The sequence below is a fragment of the Uruburuella suis genome (assembly GCF_004341385.1).
Classification (GTDB): domain Bacteria; phylum Pseudomonadota; class Gammaproteobacteria; order Burkholderiales; family Neisseriaceae; genus Neisseria; species Neisseria suis.
Genome location: NZ_SLXE01000010.1, coordinates 1 through 16,837 on the forward strand (window position 1 = coordinate 1; position 16,837 = coordinate 16,837).

12 protein-coding genes and 1 tRNA gene are annotated in these 16,837 nt (G+C 56.1%); 8 read left to right on the forward strand and 5 right to left on the reverse strand.

The features are described from left to right. Positions 1 to 196 precede the first annotated feature (196 nt). Entirely contained in the window at positions 197 to 1,123 is a 927-nt protein-coding gene (gene fabD / locus EV680_RS04870; protein WP_132953623.1) for an ACP S-malonyltransferase, read from the forward strand. Positions 1,124 to 1,298: 175 nt separating this feature from the next. Further along, a complete protein-coding gene (fabG, locus tag EV680_RS04875; protein ID WP_132953624.1) occupies positions 1,299 to 2,045 on the forward strand; it encodes a 3-oxoacyl-ACP reductase FabG in 747 nt (248 codons plus the stop codon). A gap of 254 nt (positions 2,046 to 2,299) precedes the next feature. Here the strand turns inward: fabG and hisD are convergent, their stop codons facing one another. The 4 genes from hisD to EV680_RS04895 form a co-directional block, all read right to left on the reverse strand. Beyond that, positions 2,300 to 3,592, reverse strand: coding sequence for a histidinol dehydrogenase (gene hisD / locus EV680_RS04880; RefSeq protein WP_132953625.1), 1,293 nt, complete (start codon positions 3,590 to 3,592; stop codon positions 2,300 to 2,302). A gap of 39 nt (positions 3,593 to 3,631) precedes the next feature. Next, the gene (locus EV680_RS04885; protein ID WP_207894290.1) at positions 3,632 to 4,756 is read right to left on the reverse strand and encodes an NYN domain-containing protein; all 1,125 of its coding nucleotides are present in this window, start codon (positions 4,754 to 4,756) and stop codon (positions 3,632 to 3,634) included. Position 4,757: 1 nt separating this feature from the next. After that, complete coding sequence (gene hisG, locus EV680_RS04890; RefSeq protein WP_132953627.1) at positions 4,758 to 5,426, reverse strand: ATP phosphoribosyltransferase; 669 nt, start codon at positions 5,424 to 5,426, stop codon at positions 4,758 to 4,760. Between the two features lie 63 nt (positions 5,427 to 5,489). Next, a complete protein-coding gene (locus EV680_RS04895; protein WP_132953628.1) occupies positions 5,490 to 6,134 on the reverse strand; it encodes an SCO family protein in 645 nt (214 codons plus the stop codon). Positions 6,135 to 6,600: 466 nt separating this feature from the next. On the opposite strand from EV680_RS04895, the gene EV680_RS04900 reads away from it, so the two are divergent. Continuing rightward, positions 6,601 to 6,685 (forward strand) — tRNA-Leu (locus EV680_RS04900). A 259-nt stretch (positions 6,686 to 6,944) separates the two neighbouring features. Here the strand turns inward: EV680_RS04900 and tkt are convergent. Continuing rightward, positions 6,945 to 8,936, reverse strand: coding sequence for a transketolase (gene tkt / locus EV680_RS04905; RefSeq protein WP_132953629.1), 1,992 nt, complete (start codon positions 8,934 to 8,936; stop codon positions 6,945 to 6,947). Positions 8,937 to 9,136: 200 nt separating this feature from the next. Between tkt and EV680_RS04910 the strand changes: the two genes are divergently transcribed. The 5 genes from EV680_RS04910 to EV680_RS04930 all read left to right on the forward strand — a co-directional run bounded on the left by EV680_RS04910 (position 9,137) and on the right by EV680_RS04930 (position 16,462). Further along, positions 9,137 to 10,621, forward strand: a complete 1,485-nt coding sequence (locus EV680_RS04910; protein ID WP_132953630.1) for an FAD-linked oxidase C-terminal domain-containing protein — start codon at positions 9,137 to 9,139, stop codon at positions 10,619 to 10,621. A 51-nt stretch (positions 10,622 to 10,672) separates the two neighbouring features. Beyond that, positions 10,673 to 11,518, forward strand: a complete 846-nt coding sequence (locus EV680_RS04915) for a DUF817 domain-containing protein (protein ID WP_132953631.1) — start codon at positions 10,673 to 10,675, stop codon at positions 11,516 to 11,518. 23 nt (positions 11,519 to 11,541) lie between these two features. Next, positions 11,542 to 12,624 carry a glycolate oxidase subunit GlcE gene (glcE, locus tag EV680_RS04920; RefSeq protein ID WP_132953632.1) on the forward strand — a complete coding sequence of 361 codons (1,083 nt, stop codon included), beginning with the start codon at positions 11,542 to 11,544 and terminating at the stop codon, positions 12,622 to 12,624. 238 nt (positions 12,625 to 12,862) lie between these two features. Continuing rightward, positions 12,863 to 14,089 carry a glycolate oxidase subunit GlcF gene (glcF, locus tag EV680_RS04925; RefSeq protein WP_132953633.1) on the forward strand — a complete coding sequence of 409 codons (1,227 nt, stop codon included), beginning with the start codon at positions 12,863 to 12,865 and terminating at the stop codon, positions 14,087 to 14,089. Positions 14,090 to 14,284: 195 nt separating this feature from the next. Further along, on the forward strand, positions 14,285 to 16,462 hold the full coding sequence (locus tag EV680_RS04930) for a malate synthase G (protein WP_132953634.1): 2,178 nt from the start codon (positions 14,285 to 14,287) through the stop codon (positions 16,460 to 16,462). Positions 16,463 to 16,837 lie beyond the last annotated feature (375 nt).

Genomic DNA, 16,837 nt, shown 5'->3' on the forward strand with positions numbered 1-16,837 from the left:
ATCGTTTGAAAAGGCATTATGAAAGCGTAGTTGCTTTAGCTTGTATTATGCTATGGCTGCCTTTATGACAAGTAATTGTCAGGACGCCCTAGGGTCTGTTCACATTTTATCTTGGGGCAATACCGATTCCAAAAAATGCTTGTCGGACAACGAAATATAATCGGGCGCTCAATGAATTGTTTTAAAGGATATCGAAATGAAATTTGCCTTTTTCTTTCCCGGCCAAGGCTCGCAAAGCTTAGGCATGATGAACGGTTTTGAAGGCCGCGCGGTGGTGGAGGCCACGTTTGATGAAGCCTCTGCCGCGCTCGGCCAGGATTTGTGGGCGATGATGAACGGCAGCGATGCCGCGCCCATCAATGAAACCGTCAACACCCAACCCTTGATGCTGGCCGCAGGCGTGGCCACTTACCGTGCTTATCTCGAAGCGGGCGGCAAAACGCCTGCCGTGGTGGCCGGCCACAGCTTGGGTGAATATAGCGCGCTGGTGGCCGCCGGTGCGCTTTCGTTTGCCGATGCGGTGAAGCTCGTGCGTTTGCGCGCCGAGCTGATGCAAAGCGCCGTGCCGCAGGGCGTGGGCGCGATGGCTGCTGTGTTGGGCTTGGATGATGATCAGGTGCAGGCCATTTGCGCCCAAACCGCACAAGGCGAAGTGGTGGAAGCGGTGAATTTCAATTCGCCCGGGCAGGTGGTGATTGCGGGCAATGTTGCCGCCGTTGAGCGCGCCATGGCCGCCGCCAAAGAAGCCGGCGCCAAGCGCGCGCTGCCCTTGCCCGTTTCCGTGCCCTCGCATTGCAGCTTGATGAAGCCGGCGGCAGAAAAATTGGCCGAGGCTTTGCAAGATGTGGTTATCCACACGCCGCAAATCCGCGTGATCCACAATGCCGATGTGGCCGCTTACGATGATGCCGATAAAATCAAAGATGCGCTGGTGCGCCAGCTTTACAGCCCCGTGCGCTGGACCGAAACCGTGAATGCGCTGGTGGCCGAGGGCATTGCAGAATCGGCCGAATGCGGCCCGGGCAAAGTACTGGCGGGCTTGGCCAAGCGCATCAACAAAGAAGCGGCCTGCACGGCGCTGACCAATGCGGAGCAAGTGGCGGTGTTTATCGAAGCACATTAAAGCTTGTTTACGCCGCATCGCGCGGGTAAAAGGCGGGCTGCTTCTCAGCTGTTCAGACGGCCTTTATGGTAAAGGCCGTCTGAACGCAGCGCACAAGCATTGATTTTCTATGTTTCAGACGGCCTGATGGATTATCAGGCCGTCTGAAACAGACTTCAACGAAAAAGGATATTTCATGAGTTCACAAGATTTAAGCGGCAAAATTGCCCTGGTTACCGGCGCATCACGCGGCATTGGTGCGGCCATTGCCGACACTTTGGCACAAGCCGGTGCCAAAGTGATCGGCACCGCCACTTCCGAAAATGGTGCGGCCGCGATTGGCGGGCGTTTGGCGCAATGGGGTGGCGAAGGCCGCGTGTTGGATTCGGCTGCTGCGGGCAGCATCGAAGCGTTGATTTCCGCTATTGAAAAAGAGCATGGCAAGCTGGATATTTTGGTGAACAATGCCGGCATCACCCGCGACAATCTCTTGATGCGCATGAAAGAAGAAGAGTGGGACGACATCATGCAAGTCAACCTTAAATCGGTATTCCGCGCCAGCAAAGCCGTGTTGCGCGGCATGATGAAGCAGCGCGGCGGCCGCATTATCAACCTCACTTCGGTGGTGGGCGTGATGGGCAACCCCGGTCAAACCAATTATGCTGCTGCCAAAGCGGGCTTAATCGGTTTTTCCAAATCGTTGGCGCGCGAAGTGGGCAGCCGCGGCATCACCGTCAATTGCGTGGCGCCGGGCTTTATCGACACCGACATGACGCGTGCCTTGCCCGAAGAGCAACGCGCTTTCTTTGAATCGCAAACCGCGCTCGGCCGCTTGGGCGATGTGCAGGATATTGCCGATACGGTGCTGTTTCTCGCCAGCGATCAGGCCAAATACATCACCGGCCAAACCCTGCATGTAAACGGTGGTATGTTGATGCCTTAAGCATTTGAATTAAAGAAAATATTTATAGTGAAATGCAAGAAAAAGTGATGCAAAACTACGCGCTATAATAGGTAGGTTGGGTTGCCAAACCCAACGTTTCAGACGGCCTATGGGCTTGTTGGGTTTTCAACCCAACCTACCCGCTGTATCACTTTTTCCTGCATTCCACTATATAACAAAAGGCCGTCTGAAAGATTTCTTTCAGACGGCCTTTTGTTTGTGCCAATAATCATTGAGCGGGCGGCTCGGTATCATCAATCCTTCAAACGGAATTCCGCTGCGCGTGCATGCGCGGTGAGCATTTCGCCGTGTGCCAAGGTGCTGGCGATTTTGCCCAGGCTTTGCGCACCGGCTTCAGATACTTGAATCAGGCTGGAGCGTTTTTGGAAATCGTATGTGCCCAGCGGGGAAGAGAAGCGGGCGGTGCGGCTGGTGGGCAACACGTGGTTCGGGCCGGCGCAATAGTCGCCAAGGCTCTCGCTGGTGTATTTGCCCATGAAAATCGCGCCGGCGTGGCGGATTTTGGGTGCCCATTCTTGCGCGTTTTCCACCGATAATTCCAGATGCTCGGGGGCGATATAGTTGGCGATTTCGCAGGCTTCATCCAAATCTTTGGCCAAAATCATCGCGCCGCGGTTGCCCAGCGAGGCTTCGATAATGGCGCGGCGGGGCATTTCTTGAATCAATTTATCCATGGCCGCTTGAACGTCATCGAGATATTGTTGCGAAGTGGCGATTAAAATGGCTTGGGCGATTTCATCGTGCTCGGCCTGGCTGAATAAATCCATCGCCACCCATTCGGCCGGCGTGCTGCCATCGGCAATCACGAGAATTTCAGACGGCCCTGCCACCATGTCGATGCCCACCACGCCGAACACGCGGCGTTTGGCGGCGGCCACGAAAGCATTGCCGGGACCGGTGATTTTGTCTACCTGCGGCACGGTTTCGGTGCCATAAGCCAGCGCGGCCACAGCTTGCGCGCCGCCGATGGTGAACACGCGGGTGACGCCGGCCACGAAAGCCGCGGCCAGCACGATATCGTTGCGCTCGCCGCCCGGCGTGGGCACTACCATGATGATTTCGGGCACGCCGGCCACATGCGCGGGCATGGCGTTCATAATCACCGAGCTGGGATAAGCGGCTTTACCGCCGGGCACATAAATGCCGACGCGGTCGAGCGCGCTGATTTGTTGGCCGAGCAGGGTGCCGTCTTCATCGGTGTAGTGCCACGATTGCATTTTTTGGCGCTGGTGGTAGCTTTCCACGCGGGCGGCGGATTGTTGTAAGGCCGTCTGAACGTTTGCGGGCAGGCGCTCGAAAGCGGCCTGCAAATCGGCTTGGGTAAGCGTGAGGTCGGCCATGCTTTGCGCCGAGGTGCCGTCAAAGCGATTGCTGTATTCGATCACGGCCGCATCGCCGCGCTTTTGCACATCGGCGCAGATATCGGCCACGATTTGATCGATTTTCGGGTCTTGCGCGGTTTCAAAAGCCAGCAGGGCTTGGAGCGCGCTTTGGAAGTCGGCAGATTGGGTGTTGAGCAGTTTCATGTTTTTCTCTGTGGATGTTCAATAAGGTAAGCGGTGCGTTCAGACGGCCTGTTTTCTGACGAAGCGGCCGACATTGCGCACAAATTCGCTGCGGCCTTTTTTCTCGAATTCGAGCCAATCGCTGTATACCGCATGCAGCACGGCTTTGGCGGTGTCGTGGCCGTAGTGTTTGGGGTCGAAGGCGGGCTCGAGCTGTTTGATTTTTTTGGCCACGCTCAAAATATTCGCCCAGCCCTCGGCATTGGCGCAGGCATCAACGGCGCTTTGGGCGACGGGAATCAGTTTGCTGAAAGAGGGCTTGGGCGGGGCATCGGCTTTTTTAGCGGCGGCGCGGGGCGCGGGTTTGGCCGTGGTGCCGGCCTTGGTGGCGGATGTTTTGGCGGCGGGGGCGCTGTCGGCGGCTTTGTCGCTGCTTTTGGCGCGTTTGCGCAATTTGAGCTGGTTGCTGCCATCGGTTTGGGTTTCGAAAATATCCAGCGATTTGATGAGGTCGGAGAGCTTGGAGAAGCCGTAGTTGCGGGCATCGAAATCGGAATTAACCTTGTTGACATAGCTGCCGACTGCGCCCAAGCCCGCCCAGCCGCTGTCGTCGGCGCTCTCTTTCAGGGCTTTGTAGAGCAGATTAATCAGCGCTTTGTCGATGGCGGCGAGGTTGCCGCTTTCATCGCTGGCTTTCGGGGCATTGGTGGTTTTGGCGGCGGCATTCTCGGGCTTGCCGTGGCCGGGGCGGAAAATTTCGGTGTAGATGAATTTATCGCAGGCTTTGCGGAATGATTCGGGTGTTTTTTTCTCGCCAAAGCCGTACACGGTGAGGCCGTTTTCGCGGATGCGGCTGGCTAAGCGGGTGAAATCGCTGTCGCTCGATACAATGCAAAACCCGTCGAACGTGTTGCTATAAAGCAAATCCATCGCATCAATCACCAGCGCCATATCGGTGGCGTTTTTGCCTTTGGTGTAGGCAAATTGCTGCACCGGCGTGATGGCGTGCGGCAAAAGCGCGGTTTTCCATTTGTTCAGGCCGCTGCTCCAGTCGCCGTAGATGCGTTTGACGCTGGCGATGCCGTATTTGGCGATTTCTTCGAGCAGGGCGTCGATAATGTCGGCCGGGGCGTTGTCGGCATCGATCAACACGGCGAGCTTGGCGGAATAATCGGGTTTGTTCATTTCAGACGGCCTGTGGCGTTTGCTTGCCGATGGCGCCGGCAAAGGCATCGATAATCGGCTGGATGGCGGCATATTTCACTTTCAGCGCGGCTTTGTTTACCACAAGGCGGCTGGAAATGTCGATAATGTGTTCTACCGCTTCGAGGTGGTTGGCTTTGAGCGTGTTGCCGGTAGACACTAAATCCACAATCGCATCGCTCAAGCCCACCAAGGGCGCCAGCTCCATCGAGCCGTAGAGCTTGATAATGTCCACATGCACGCCTTTGCCGGCGAAATGTTCGGCGGCAATATCGGGATATTTGGTGGCCACGCGCAAGCGGCAGCCCGGTTGCGAGGCGGCGGCATAGTCAAAACCTTTTTTCACCGCCACCATCATGCGGCATTTGGCGATTTGCAAATCCAGCGGCTGATAAAGGCCGCTGCCGCCATGCTCAATCAACACATCTTTGCCGGCAATGCCGAAATCGGCCGCGCCATATTGCACATAAGTGGGCACATCGCTGGCACGCACAATCACCAGGCGGATGTCGGGCCGGTTGGTTTGAATAATCAGCTTGCGCGATTTTTCCGGATCTTCCGCCGGCGTGATGCCGGCGGCGGCCAAGAGGGGCAGGGTTTCGTCGAAAATACGGCCTTTGGAAAGGGCGATGGTCAGATTGTTGTCAGACATGATGGCTTTCTTGATGAGGCCGTCTGAAACCTTGCTTTCAGACGGCCTGTGGCGGCAAAGCGCTTATTTTAGCAAAATCTTGAGGTCATCGGCGATTTGTGTGGCCGTGGTGCCGTAAGGCGCAAACACCGCCACCTCGCCCTCTTTATCGAGCAAATAAGTGCCGGCCGAATGATCCACCAGATAAACCTGCTCGGATTGCTGGCCGGCCTTGGCCGATACCACGCGGTATTGCTGCTTGATAATGGGCAGGCTCTGATCGCCGGTAACGGTGAGGCCGATAAAGGCCGGGTTGAATTGGCGCACATATTTGCCGATTAATTCCGGCGTGTCGCGCTCGGGATCTACGCTGGCGAAAATCACCGCCACATCTTTGGCCTGCTCGCCCAATTGCTTGAGGGCATCGCTATAAGTGAGCAGCTCGGTGGGGCAGATATCGGGGCAGTGGGTGTAGCCGAAAGCCAAAATCACCGCTTTGCCTTTGAGGCTGCTGAGGGTAAACGGCTTACCGTCGCCATCGGTCATGGTGAAGTCGCCGCCGATATCTTCTTTGCGCATATCGGTGCCGTGAAAGCTGCCGCCGGCTGCGGCAGCGGTTGAGGCTGCCTGTTCTGCCGGGGCAGGCGCTTGCGCCGCTTGTTGCGGCTGACAGCCTGCTAAAGCAAACAGGCCGGCGCTGAGGCTGAGGGCAATCCATTTTTTATTCATTTTTGATGTTCCTGTGTTGTTAAGGTATTCTGCCATTCGATTTACGGGTGCTTTTTGCTTTTGAAAAAACATGCTGCGTTGTCTGCATTTTCAGGGGAGAAACCCTTTATAAACGAATAGCCAGAGCAGCTTAGGGCTTGTTTGCATTTCACTTGCCGGCAAGATTTTGAGCCGATAGCGCGGTGTGATGAAATGCGAGTAAATCCTAACGCGTTGGCAATTATCAATCTTAGCGCGTTTATCCGCTTCAATATAGGCAAAAACCGCTTTTTTTCACAGAGTTTTGATGCAGGCAAAGCTTATTGTTTGTCGAGAAAGGCTTGATGCGGCGATATGCCATGTTCGGGGCGGAAATAAAATAACTTAAATGTCTATTTTTTTCAATAAATTAATAAAAAGCACGGAAAAATTCGCAGCCGGCGCTTTACAAGAAAAAAATTGCCGCTATAATAGCGTCTTCTTCACCGCCCAGGTGGCGAAATTGGTAGACGCAGGGGACTCAAAATCCCCCGCCGAAAGGTGTGTCGGTTCGAGTCCGACCCTGGGCACCAAATATAAAAAGCGCTTGAAATCAACGATTTCAAGCGCTTTTGCTTTGAGTGGCAATTTTGATTGAATATCGGTTTTGTTCTGCATTTAGGGTAGGTTCTACATTTTTTGCCGGCTTGGGTGCGGCAATGCAAGGTAGGCTGGAGCAAGGTTTGCGGCTGATTTTATTGAAAGGCATTGTGTTGTAAACGGTGGTGTTGGGTTGAAACAAAAGGCCGTCTGAAAGCAAAGCTTCAGACGGCCTTTTGTTGCTCCGGCTTATCAGGCAGACAATACGTTTTTCACTACTTCTACCACATGATCCACAGTGAAGCCGAATTCTTTAAACAGCAATTCGGCCGGCGCGGATTCGCCGAAGCGGTCGAGCCCGATAACCGCGCCGTTCAAGCCCACATATTTATACCAGCCGTCGCTCACGCCGGCTTCCACGGCGATGCGCGGCAGGCCTTGCGGCAGCACGCTTGCTTGGTATTGGGCATCTTGTTTGTCGAACACATTGGTGGAGGGCATAGACACCACGTTGACAAACACGCCCTGTTCGGCCAGCACGGTTTGTGCGTTGAGCGCCAATTCCACTTCGGAGCCGGTGGCGATAATCACCGCTTGCGCCGCGCCTTCTTCTGCGGCGCGGATCACATAGCCGCCGCGTTGGATGTCGGCCAGCTGCTGCGCGCTGCGGCTGATAAAGGGCAGGTTTTGGCGGCTGAAAATCAGGCAGCTCGGGTGATCGGCGGCTTTTACGGCTTCGGCCCAGGCCACCAGCGATTCGGCGGTGTCGCACGGGCGCCAAACGGCCATATTGGGAATCAGGCGCAGGCTGGCGGTTTGCTCCACCGGTTGATGCGTGGGGCCGTCTTCACCGAGGCCGATAGAATCGTGGGTGTAAACGAATATCGGGTTGATTTTCATCAGCGCGGCCATGCGCAGGGCGTTGCGGGCGTATTCGCTAAACATCAGGAATGTTGCGCCGAAAGGCTTTACGCCGCCGTGCAGTGCCAAGCCGTTCATGATGGCGCTCATGCCGAATTCGCGCACACCGTAGTGGATATAGTTGCCGCCGCTGTGCGGTTTGACCGATACGCTTTTTGACCAATCGGTGAGGTTGGAGGGGGTGAGGTCGGCCGAGCCGCCGACAAATTCGGGCAACACTTCGGCCAAAATTTCGATGCTGTTTTGGCTGGCTTTGCGGGTGGCGATTTTTTCGGCTTTGGTACACACTTCTTGTAAGGCCGTCTGAACATAAGCGTCGAAATTTTCGGGCAGCTTTTTATCCATGCGGCGGATAAATTCGGCGGCTTCGGCGGGGAATTTGGCTTGGTATTGCGCAAATAAATTATTCCACTCGTTTTCCAGCTTGGCGCCTTTTTCTTTGGCGTTCCACGCATCGTAAATTTCTTGCGGCACTTCAAACGGGCCGTAATTCCAGCCCAAATGTTTGCGCGTGGCTTCCAGCTCTTCCGCGCCCAAGGGCGCGCCGTGGGTTTTGTGGCTGCCTTCTTTGGTGGCGGCGCCTTTGCCGATCAGCGTTTTGCAGCAGATGATACTGGGTTTGCCGGTTTCGGCGCGCGCTTCTTCGATGGCGGCTTTGAGCGCGGCGGTGTCGTGGCCGTTGACATTGGGCACCACATGCCAGCCGTAGGCGGCGAAACGCTCGGGGATGTTTTCGGTAAACCAGCCGTCTACTTTGCCGTCGATGGAAATATTGTTGTCGTCATAAAGCACCACCAATTTGCCCAAGCCTAAGGTGCCGGCGAGCGAGCAGGCTTCGTGCGACACGCCTTCCATCAGGCAGCCGTCGCCCAAGAAAACATAAGTGTGGTGGTCGACAATATTGAGACCGTCTTTATTAAACTCTTCGGCCAGCAGTTTTTCTGCCAACGCGAAGCCCACGGCATTGGCAATGCCTTGGCCGAGCGGGCCGGTGGTGGTTTCCACGCCGTCGGTGTAGCCATATTCGGGGTGGCCGGGGGTGTTGCTGTGCAGCTGGCGGAAGTTTTTCAAATCATCGATGGAAACGTTGTAGCCGGTGAGGTGGAGCAGGCTATACAAAATCATCGAAGCGTGGCCGTTGGACAATACAAAACGGTCGCGGTTGTAGAATTTGGGGTTGGCGGGGTTGTGGTTTAAAAATTGTGTCCACAACACTTCGGCCATGTCGGCCATGCCCATCGGCGCACCGGGGTGGCCGGAATTGGCTTTTTGCACTGCGTCGGCAGAGAGGAAGCGGATGGCGTTTGCCAGTTGAGAAGCCATTGGGAATACCTTTTTTCGTTTGAGGTGGAAGCGCTGATTATCGCTTGAATTTTGGCTGCGTTCAAGCCGCAATCGGCTTTCAGACGGCATTTTTCGGGCTGCACGCGTTTGTTGAAAGCTGTTATGATTGCCATCAGTTTCAAGAGGCCGTCTGAAAGTTTCCAGCGGCTGCATCCAATAAACAAGGAATACTGAATACTATGGAACCGCAACCGCGCACGCCGCTTTCTGAAGCCGGGCGCCAAAGCCTGCTCGACACGCTGAAGCAGGAATGGCGGCAGCTGCATTTTCTCACTGAATTGTCCGAAATCACGCCTTATGAATGCGATGCGCTGGCGGCGTTTACGCAATTGCCGCTGGGCGTGGTGCTGCCGGAAAACGAAGCTCAAGTGCAAATGGTGTTGAAAACCTGTATGCGGCTGGGCATTGCGGTGGTGCCGCGCGGGGCGGGCACGGGGCTGGCCGGCAGCGCCATGCCCACCCCCGATGGGATTGTGCTCTCCACCGCCAAGCTCAATAAGATTGTGAACGTGAATCCGCAGGCGCGCACGGCCACGGTGCAGCCGGGCGTTCGCAATCTGGCCGTTTCCGATGCCGCCGCGCCGCATGGTTTGTATTACGCGCCCGACCCGTCGAGCCAATTGGCGTGCAGCATCGGCGGCAATGTGGCCGAAAATTCCGGCGGCGTGCATTGCTTGAAATACGGCCTCACGGTGAACAATGTGTTGAAAATCCGCGCTGTTACCATCGATGGCGGCGTGATTGAATTGGGCGGTGAAGGCTACGATGCGCCGGGGCTGGATTTGCTCACCGTGTTTATCGGCAGCGAGGGCATGTTTGCCGTGGTAACCGAAGTGGTGGTGAAGCTTGTGCCCAAGCCGCGCACGGCGCAGGTGATTATGGCGAGCTTCGACGATATGGGCAAAGCGGGCGATGCCGTGGCCGCCGTGATTGCCGCCGGCATTATTCCCGCCGGGCTGGAAATGATGGACGGCCCCGCCACCCGCGCCATCGACCGCTATTTGAATATCGGCTACGACACCCGCGCCGAAGCGATTTTGCTGTGCGAGTCTGACGGCACGGCCGAAGAAGTGGCCGAAGAAATCGCGCGCATGATTGCCGTGTTTGAGCAAAGTGGGGCGATTCGCATACAGGTGTCGCGCAACGAAATCGAGCGGCTGGCGTTTTGGTCGGGGCGCAAAAACGCCTTTCCCGCCGCCGCGCAAATGGCACCCGATTATTACTGCATGGACGGCACCGTGCCGCGCCGCTACATCAGCACGCTGTTGCGCAGCATTGCCGCCATGGAGGAGAAATACGGGCTGCAATGCATTAATGTGTTTCACGCAGGCGATGGCAATATGCACCCGCTGATTTTGTTTGATTCCGCGCAGGGGCAATGGCCGCAAGCCGAAGCCTTTGGCGCGGATATTTTGGAAGAATGTGTGCGCTTGGGCGGCACGATTACCGGCGAGCACGGCGTGGGCATCGAAAAAATCAACGGCATGTGCGTGCAGTTTTCCGAAGCCGAACGCGCCGCCTTTTGGGGCGTGAAATTCGCTTTCGACCCCAGCGGCTTGCTCAACGCCGATAAAGCCATTCCCACCAAAAACCGTTGCGCCGAATACGGGCGGATGCACATTCCGCGCGGGGCGATGAAGTTTCCCGATTTGGAAAGGTTTTAGGTTTCAGACGGCCTGTTGAATTCAGGCCGTCTGGAAGCAAAAAGGCAGCAGATGATCAATAAGCTCGACCGCTGGCTGATGCAGCATCCGCCGCGCCCTGATTTGCGCGGCGCTCGGCGCTTTTGCGTGGAATTTTGGTTTTTCGGGCTGAAAGAAGCGCGCGCCTGCCTGTTTGCCGGCTTGTTTTTTATCGCCATGTTTGCCGTTCCGCGCGGCGGTTGGCTGGGCGTGCCGCGCTATGATTTGCTGCTGGTGTTTGCGTTGGCGGTGCAGGCGGCGATGCTTTATTTTCGGCTGGAAACCTGGGATGAAATGAAAGCAATCACGCTGTTTCATGTGGTGGGCTTTGCGCTGGAAGTGTTCAAAACCTCGGGCAGCATCCAATCGTGGGCTTATCCCGATTTTGCCTACAGCAAATTGTGGGGCGTGCCGCTTTTCACCGGCTTTATGTATGCGGCGGTGGGCAGCTATATCATCCAGGCTTGGCGGCTGCTGGATTTGCGGATTAAAAGCCACCCGCCTTATTGGCTGGCCGCGCTCACCGCCGCGGCTATTTATGTGAATTTTTTCAGCCATCACTATATCGGCGATTACCGCTGGTATTTGGCGGCATTTGCATTAGGGCTTTATGCGCGCACCACGGTGTATTTCACGCCTTATGACCGCACACGCAAAATGCCGCTTTTGCTGGCTTTTGTGCTGATCGGCTTTTTTATCTGGCTGGCGGAAAACATCAGCACGTTTGCCGGCATTTGGCAGTATCCCAATCAAATCGGCGCATGGTCGTTGGTGCACATCAGCAAGTGGAGCTCATGGGCCATGCTGGTGATGATGACATTTGTGATTGTGGCGAATTTAAAACACATCAAACACACCATTGCGGTGTCGAAAGATTAAGGCCGTCTGAAAGAAAAATAATTATGGAACAAACCTTTATCCGAATGCGCGAGCAGATTCTGCATGCCACCCACCGCCACATTCCGCTGATTATCAAGGGCGGCGGCACAAAAGATTTTTATGGCGAACAAACGCGGCCCGAAAATGCCGATGTGTTGGACACACGCGAACACAGCGGCATCGTGGCCTACGATCCCGCCGAATTGGTGCTCACTGCGCGCGCCGGCACGCCGTTGGCGGAAATCGAAGCGGCCTTGTCTGAAAGCCGCCAAAACCTGCCGTTTGAGCCGCCGCATTTCGGAGACGGTGCAACCATAGGCGGCGCGGTGGCCGCCGGTTTGGCCGGCCCCAGAAGGGCACATGCGGGCGCGGTGAAAGATTTCGTGCTCGGTGCGCGCCTGCTCAATGGCCGCGGCGAGCACCTGCATTTCGGCGGCACGGTGGTGAAAAACGTGGCCGGCTACGATGTGGCGCGGCTTTTGGCCGGCTCGCTCGGCACGCTGGGCGTGATCACCGAGCTATCGCTCAAAGTGTTGCCGCAGCCTTTTGCCGAAGCCACGCTGCAATTTGAAAGCCGCGCCGCCGAAGCCGTGCCCACGCTCAATGCGCTGATGGGGCAGCCGCTGCCGCTCACTGCAAGCTATTGGGCAGACGGTGTGTTGAGCCTGCGCCTGTGCGGCACGGAGGCGGGGGTGAAAACCGCCGTTGAGCTTTTGGGCGGCGAGCGCATGAACGAAGCCGCTTCGCGCAGCTGGTGGCAAACCGTGCGCGAGCAGGCGCGGCCTGAATTTGATTTGAACGAAGGCGAGCGCTTGTGGCGCATATCCGTGCCCGACACCGCGCCCGTGGCCGATTCAGACGGCCTCTCGTCAATAGAGTGGGGCGGCGGCCTGCGCTGGTACCGCACCGGTGCTGCCGCGCGGGAAATGCGCGCGCTCGCGCAAAATGCCGGCGGCCATGCCACCCTGTTTCGCGGCGCAGCGGCGGTGGGCGAAACCGTGTTCACACCGCTGCCCGAAGCCTTGCTGGCCATCAACCAGCGCCTGAAGCAAAGCTTCGACCCGAGCGGCATTTTCAACCCGGGGCGGCTTTACCCCAAGCTTTAACCATGTTTTTCCCGGCTTGATGCAGCAAATCCAATGTTGAAAAAACAGGCATAATACCAATTCAAAAAAGTAAGCTAACAAGGCGGCGAGCCGAAGACAGTACACCTAGTACGGCTAGGCGAGCCAACGAAGTTAGGTTATTTTTTTGGATTGGTATAAAAGCTTTCAGACGGCCTTCAGAATGGTTGTTTGAAACATGCTCAGGCCGTCTGAAAACAAAAAAACGGAAACAACCACCATGCAAACCCATCTGGCTGATTTCATCAAACACACGCCGCGCGGTAAAATTGCCGACAAAATTCTGCAAACCTGCGTGCATTGCGGCTTTTGCAACGCCACATGCCCTACCTACCAGCTCACCGGCGACGAGCTCGACGGCCCGCGCGGGCGCATCTATCAAATCAAGCAAGTGCTCGAAGGCATGAGCGCCACGGTGCAGATTCAAACCCACCTCGACCGCTGCCTCACCTGCCGCAATTGTGAAACCACCTGCCCTTCGGGCGTGGAATACGGCCATTTGCTCGACATCGGCCGCAGCGAAGTGGAAAAGCAGATCGGCCGCCCGCTGCCGGAAAAAGCCCGGCGCGAAGCCTTGCGCAGGCTGATGCTCAACCGAACTGCGTTTGAAAGCACTTACCGCGTGGCGCAAACCCTGCGGCCGTGGCTGCCGCAAAAGCTGCGCGGCAAAGTGATGGCCGAAAAAGCCGCCGGCATCATTCCGCAAAACGCCCGGCCGCGCAAAATGATTATGCTCGAAGGCTGCGTGCAGCCGGGCATGTCGCCCAATATCAACGCCGCCACCTTGCGCGTGCTCGATAAGCTCGGCATCCAATTGCAGCGCCCGCAAAACGCAGGCTGCTGCGGCGCGATTAATCTGCACATGGGCGCCGAAGCCCAAAGCCTCAACGACATGCGCCGCAACATCGATGCTTGGTGGCCGTTGCTGGAGCAGGGCGCAGAAGCCTTGTTAATCAACGCCTCAGGCTGCGGCGCAACGGTGAAAGAATACGGCTATCATCTGCAACACGATGCACAATATGCCGAAAAAGCCGCAGCCATCAGCGCCGCGGCCAAAGATATTGTGGAAATATTGGCCGCCGAAACCGAAAATATCCAAGCCAAGCTGCCGGCAAATCTGCCCGCGCACACCATCGCCTACCACCCGCCCTGCACGCTGCAACACGGCCAAAAGCTCAAAGGCAGCGTGGAAAGCCTGTTTGCCGAATTGGGCATTACTGTGCTGCTGCCGCAAGACGCGCATTTGTGCTGCGGCTCGGCCGGCACTTATTCTTTTTTCCAACCCGAATTGTCGCAACAATTGCGCGACAACAAATTAAGCCGCTTAAACGCGCTCAAACCCGATGTGGTTTTATCGGCCAATATCGGCTGCATCGGCCATCTGGCGGGCGGCACGGCTACGCCGGTGATGCATTGGATTGAATATTTGGATGAGCAGATGCAGTAAGGCGCAAATCAAAAGGCCGTCTGAACCATATGGCTTTCAGACGGCCTGAACCTTTGAAAAGGCCGTCTGAAACAAGAGCTTTCACTCCACTACAGAAGCGGGCAAGCTATGGATTATTCTTCAGATTAGTGGTATTTTGCCGATAAGCTTTGATGGATAAGCCCACATCAGAAAAAGAACATTAGGAGAATTCAAATGGCATATAGCTATATCCCCGCCGCCGATTTGCAGGTAGACAAAAATCTGTATCAATTTATCGAAAAAGAAGTGTTAGCCAAGCATCCGGCCGTAGAAGCCGTGGCATTTTGGCAAGGCTTTTCCGATTTGGTGCATAAATTTGCGCCGCTCAACCGCGATTTGCTCGAAAAGCGCGACCGCATCCAGCTGCAGATCGACCAATGGCACCGCAACAATCCGGGCCCGGTGGCCGATTTGGCGGCTTATAAAACTTTTTTGAACGAGCAGGAATATCTGGTCGACACGCCGTTGGATTTTAAAATCGCCACGGAAAATGTCGACCGCGAATTGGCCGAGCAGGCGGGGCCGCAGCTGGTGGTGCCGATTAACAATGCCCGCTATGCCTTAAATGCCGCCAATGCGCGCTGGGGCAGCCTGTATGACGCGCTCTACGGCACCGATGCCATCGATCAAAGCGGCGATTTGGCGCTGGGCAAGGGCTATAATCCGGTGCGCGGCGATGCGGTGATTGCGTTTGCCCGCGATGTGCTCGACAGCAGCATTCCCTTGGCGGCCGGCAGCCATAAAGACGTGGTGGCTTATCAGGTGAAAGCAGGCCGTCTGAATGCCAAATTGAACGACGGCAGCGAAAGCGGCTTGGCTGCGCCCGAATTATTCGCGGGCTACAACGGCAGCGCCGATGCGCCCACATCGTTATTGTTTTTGCACAACGGCCTGCACATCGATATTTTAATCGACAAAAGTAGCCCTATCGGCGCGCAAGATCCGGCAGGTGTGAAAGATGTCATTCTCGAAGCCGCGCTCTCCACCATTATGGATTGCGAAGATTCGGTAACGGCGGTGGATGGCGAAGACAAAGCGCTGGTGTATGCCAACTGGCTCGGTTTGATGAACGGCACGCTGGTGGAAGAAGTGCACAAAGGCGGCCAAACCTTCACCCGCACGCTCAATCCCGACCGCGAATACACCACACCCGACGGCAGCGGCACATTCAAGCTGCCCGGCCGCTCGCTGCTGTTTATCCGCAATGTCGGCCATTTGATGACCACGCCGGCGGTGCTCGACAAACACGGCAATGAAATTCCCGAGGGCATACTCGACGGCGTGATGACCGCGCTGATTGCGCCATTCGACCTCAACCGCAGCGAAAACACCAACAGCCGCTCAGGCTCGGTGTATATCGTGAAGCCGAAAATGCACGGCCCCGAAGAAGTGCGCTTTGCCAATAATTTGTTTGCCGCGATTGAAACGCTGGCCAAGCTGCCGGAAAACACCCTCAAAATGGGCATTATGGATGAAGAGCGCCGCACTTCGGTGAATTTGGCCGCCTGCATTTACGAAGCGCGCGAGCGTGTGGTGTTTATCAACACCGGCTTTCTCGACCGCACCGGAGATGAAATGCACACTTCCATGCTGGCCGGCGCGATGGTGCGCAAGGGCGACATGAAAGCGAGCAAATGGATTCAGGCTTATGAATTGAACAATGTGCAGGTCGGCCTGCAATGCGGCCTGCCGGGCAAAGCGCAAATCGGCAAAGGCATGTGGGCCATGCCCGATTTGATGGCCGAAATGCTCAAGCAAAAAATCGGCCACCCCAAATCGGGCGCCACCACCGCTTGGGTGCCCTCGCCCACCGGCGCCACGCTGCATGCGCTGCATTATCATCAGGTGAATGTGTTTGATGTGCAAAAAGAATTGCTTGCGCAAGAGCCGAAAGCTTATCTGGATGATTTACTCACCATTCCGGTGGATGCGGCGCGCAATTGGTCGGCAGAAGAGATTCAGCAAGAGCTCGACAACAATTGCCAAGGCATTTTGGGCTATGTGGTGCGCTGGATCGAGCAGGGCGTGGGTTGCTCGAAAGTGCCCGACATCCACAATGTGGGCTTGATGGAAGACCGCGCCACCTTGCGCATTTCCAGCCAACACATTGCCAACTGGCTGCTGCACGGCGTGGTGAGCGAAGCGCAGGTGCGCGAAACGCTGGCGCGCATGGCCGCGGTGGTGGACGGCCAAAATGCCGGCGACCCGTTCTACACGCCCATGGTCGGCCGCTTCGACACTTCGCCTGCATTTTTGGCGGCTTGCGACTTGGTGTTTAAAGGCACCACGCAGCCCAGCGGCTACACCGAGCCGCTGCTGCACCATTGGCGCCGTGTGGCCAAAGCGCAGTAAATAAAGGAATAAGGTTTGATGTAAACGTTTTGCATCAAACACACCGCAGGCCGTCTGAAAGCTTTCAGACGGCCTGCGGTTTTATGGGCAGCAACAGCGTAGGGTGGGTTGATAAACCCAAGGTTTCAGACGGCCTTTGGATTTGTTGGGTTTGCAACCCAACCTACCCGACGCATCACTTTTTTTATGCATTCCACTATAATACCAATCCAAAAAAATAACCTAACTTCGTTGTCTCGCCTTGCCGTACTAGTTGTACTGTCTGCGGCTCGCCGCCTTGTTAGCTTACTTTTTTGAATTGGTATAAAAAGGTTTGATGTAAACGTTTTGTATCAAACACGCCACAGGCCGTCTGAAAGCTTTCAGACGGCCTGT

Excerpts from the sequence above, each read along its gene's own strand:
- fabD (WP_132953623.1), top strand. The coding sequence starts at position 197 with ATGAAATTTGCCTTTTTCTTTCCCGGCCAAGGCTCGCAAAGCTTAGGC.
- fabG (WP_132953624.1), top strand. The coding sequence starts at position 1,299 with ATGAGTTCACAAGATTTAAGCGGCAAAATTGCCCTGGTTACCGGCGCA.
- hisD (WP_132953625.1), bottom strand. The coding sequence starts at position 3,592 with ATGAAACTGCTCAACACCCAATCTGCCGACTTCCAAAGCGCGCTCCAA.
- EV680_RS04885 (WP_207894290.1), bottom strand. The coding sequence starts at position 4,756 with ATGAACAAACCCGATTATTCCGCCAAGCTCGCCGTGTTGATCGATGCC.
- hisG (WP_132953627.1), bottom strand. The coding sequence starts at position 5,426 with ATGTCTGACAACAATCTGACCATCGCCCTTTCCAAAGGCCGTATTTTC.
- EV680_RS04895 (WP_132953628.1), bottom strand. The coding sequence starts at position 6,134 with ATGAATAAAAAATGGATTGCCCTCAGCCTCAGCGCCGGCCTGTTTGCT.
- tkt (WP_132953629.1), bottom strand. The coding sequence starts at position 8,936 with ATGGCTTCTCAACTGGCAAACGCCATCCGCTTCCTCTCTGCCGACGCA.
- EV680_RS04910 (WP_132953630.1), top strand. The coding sequence starts at position 9,137 with ATGGAACCGCAACCGCGCACGCCGCTTTCTGAAGCCGGGCGCCAAAGC.
- EV680_RS04915 (WP_132953631.1), top strand. The coding sequence starts at position 10,673 with ATGATCAATAAGCTCGACCGCTGGCTGATGCAGCATCCGCCGCGCCCT.
- glcE (WP_132953632.1), top strand. The coding sequence starts at position 11,542 with ATGGAACAAACCTTTATCCGAATGCGCGAGCAGATTCTGCATGCCACC.
- glcF (WP_132953633.1), top strand. The coding sequence starts at position 12,863 with ATGCAAACCCATCTGGCTGATTTCATCAAACACACGCCGCGCGGTAAA.
- EV680_RS04930 (WP_132953634.1), top strand. The coding sequence starts at position 14,285 with ATGGCATATAGCTATATCCCCGCCGCCGATTTGCAGGTAGACAAAAAT.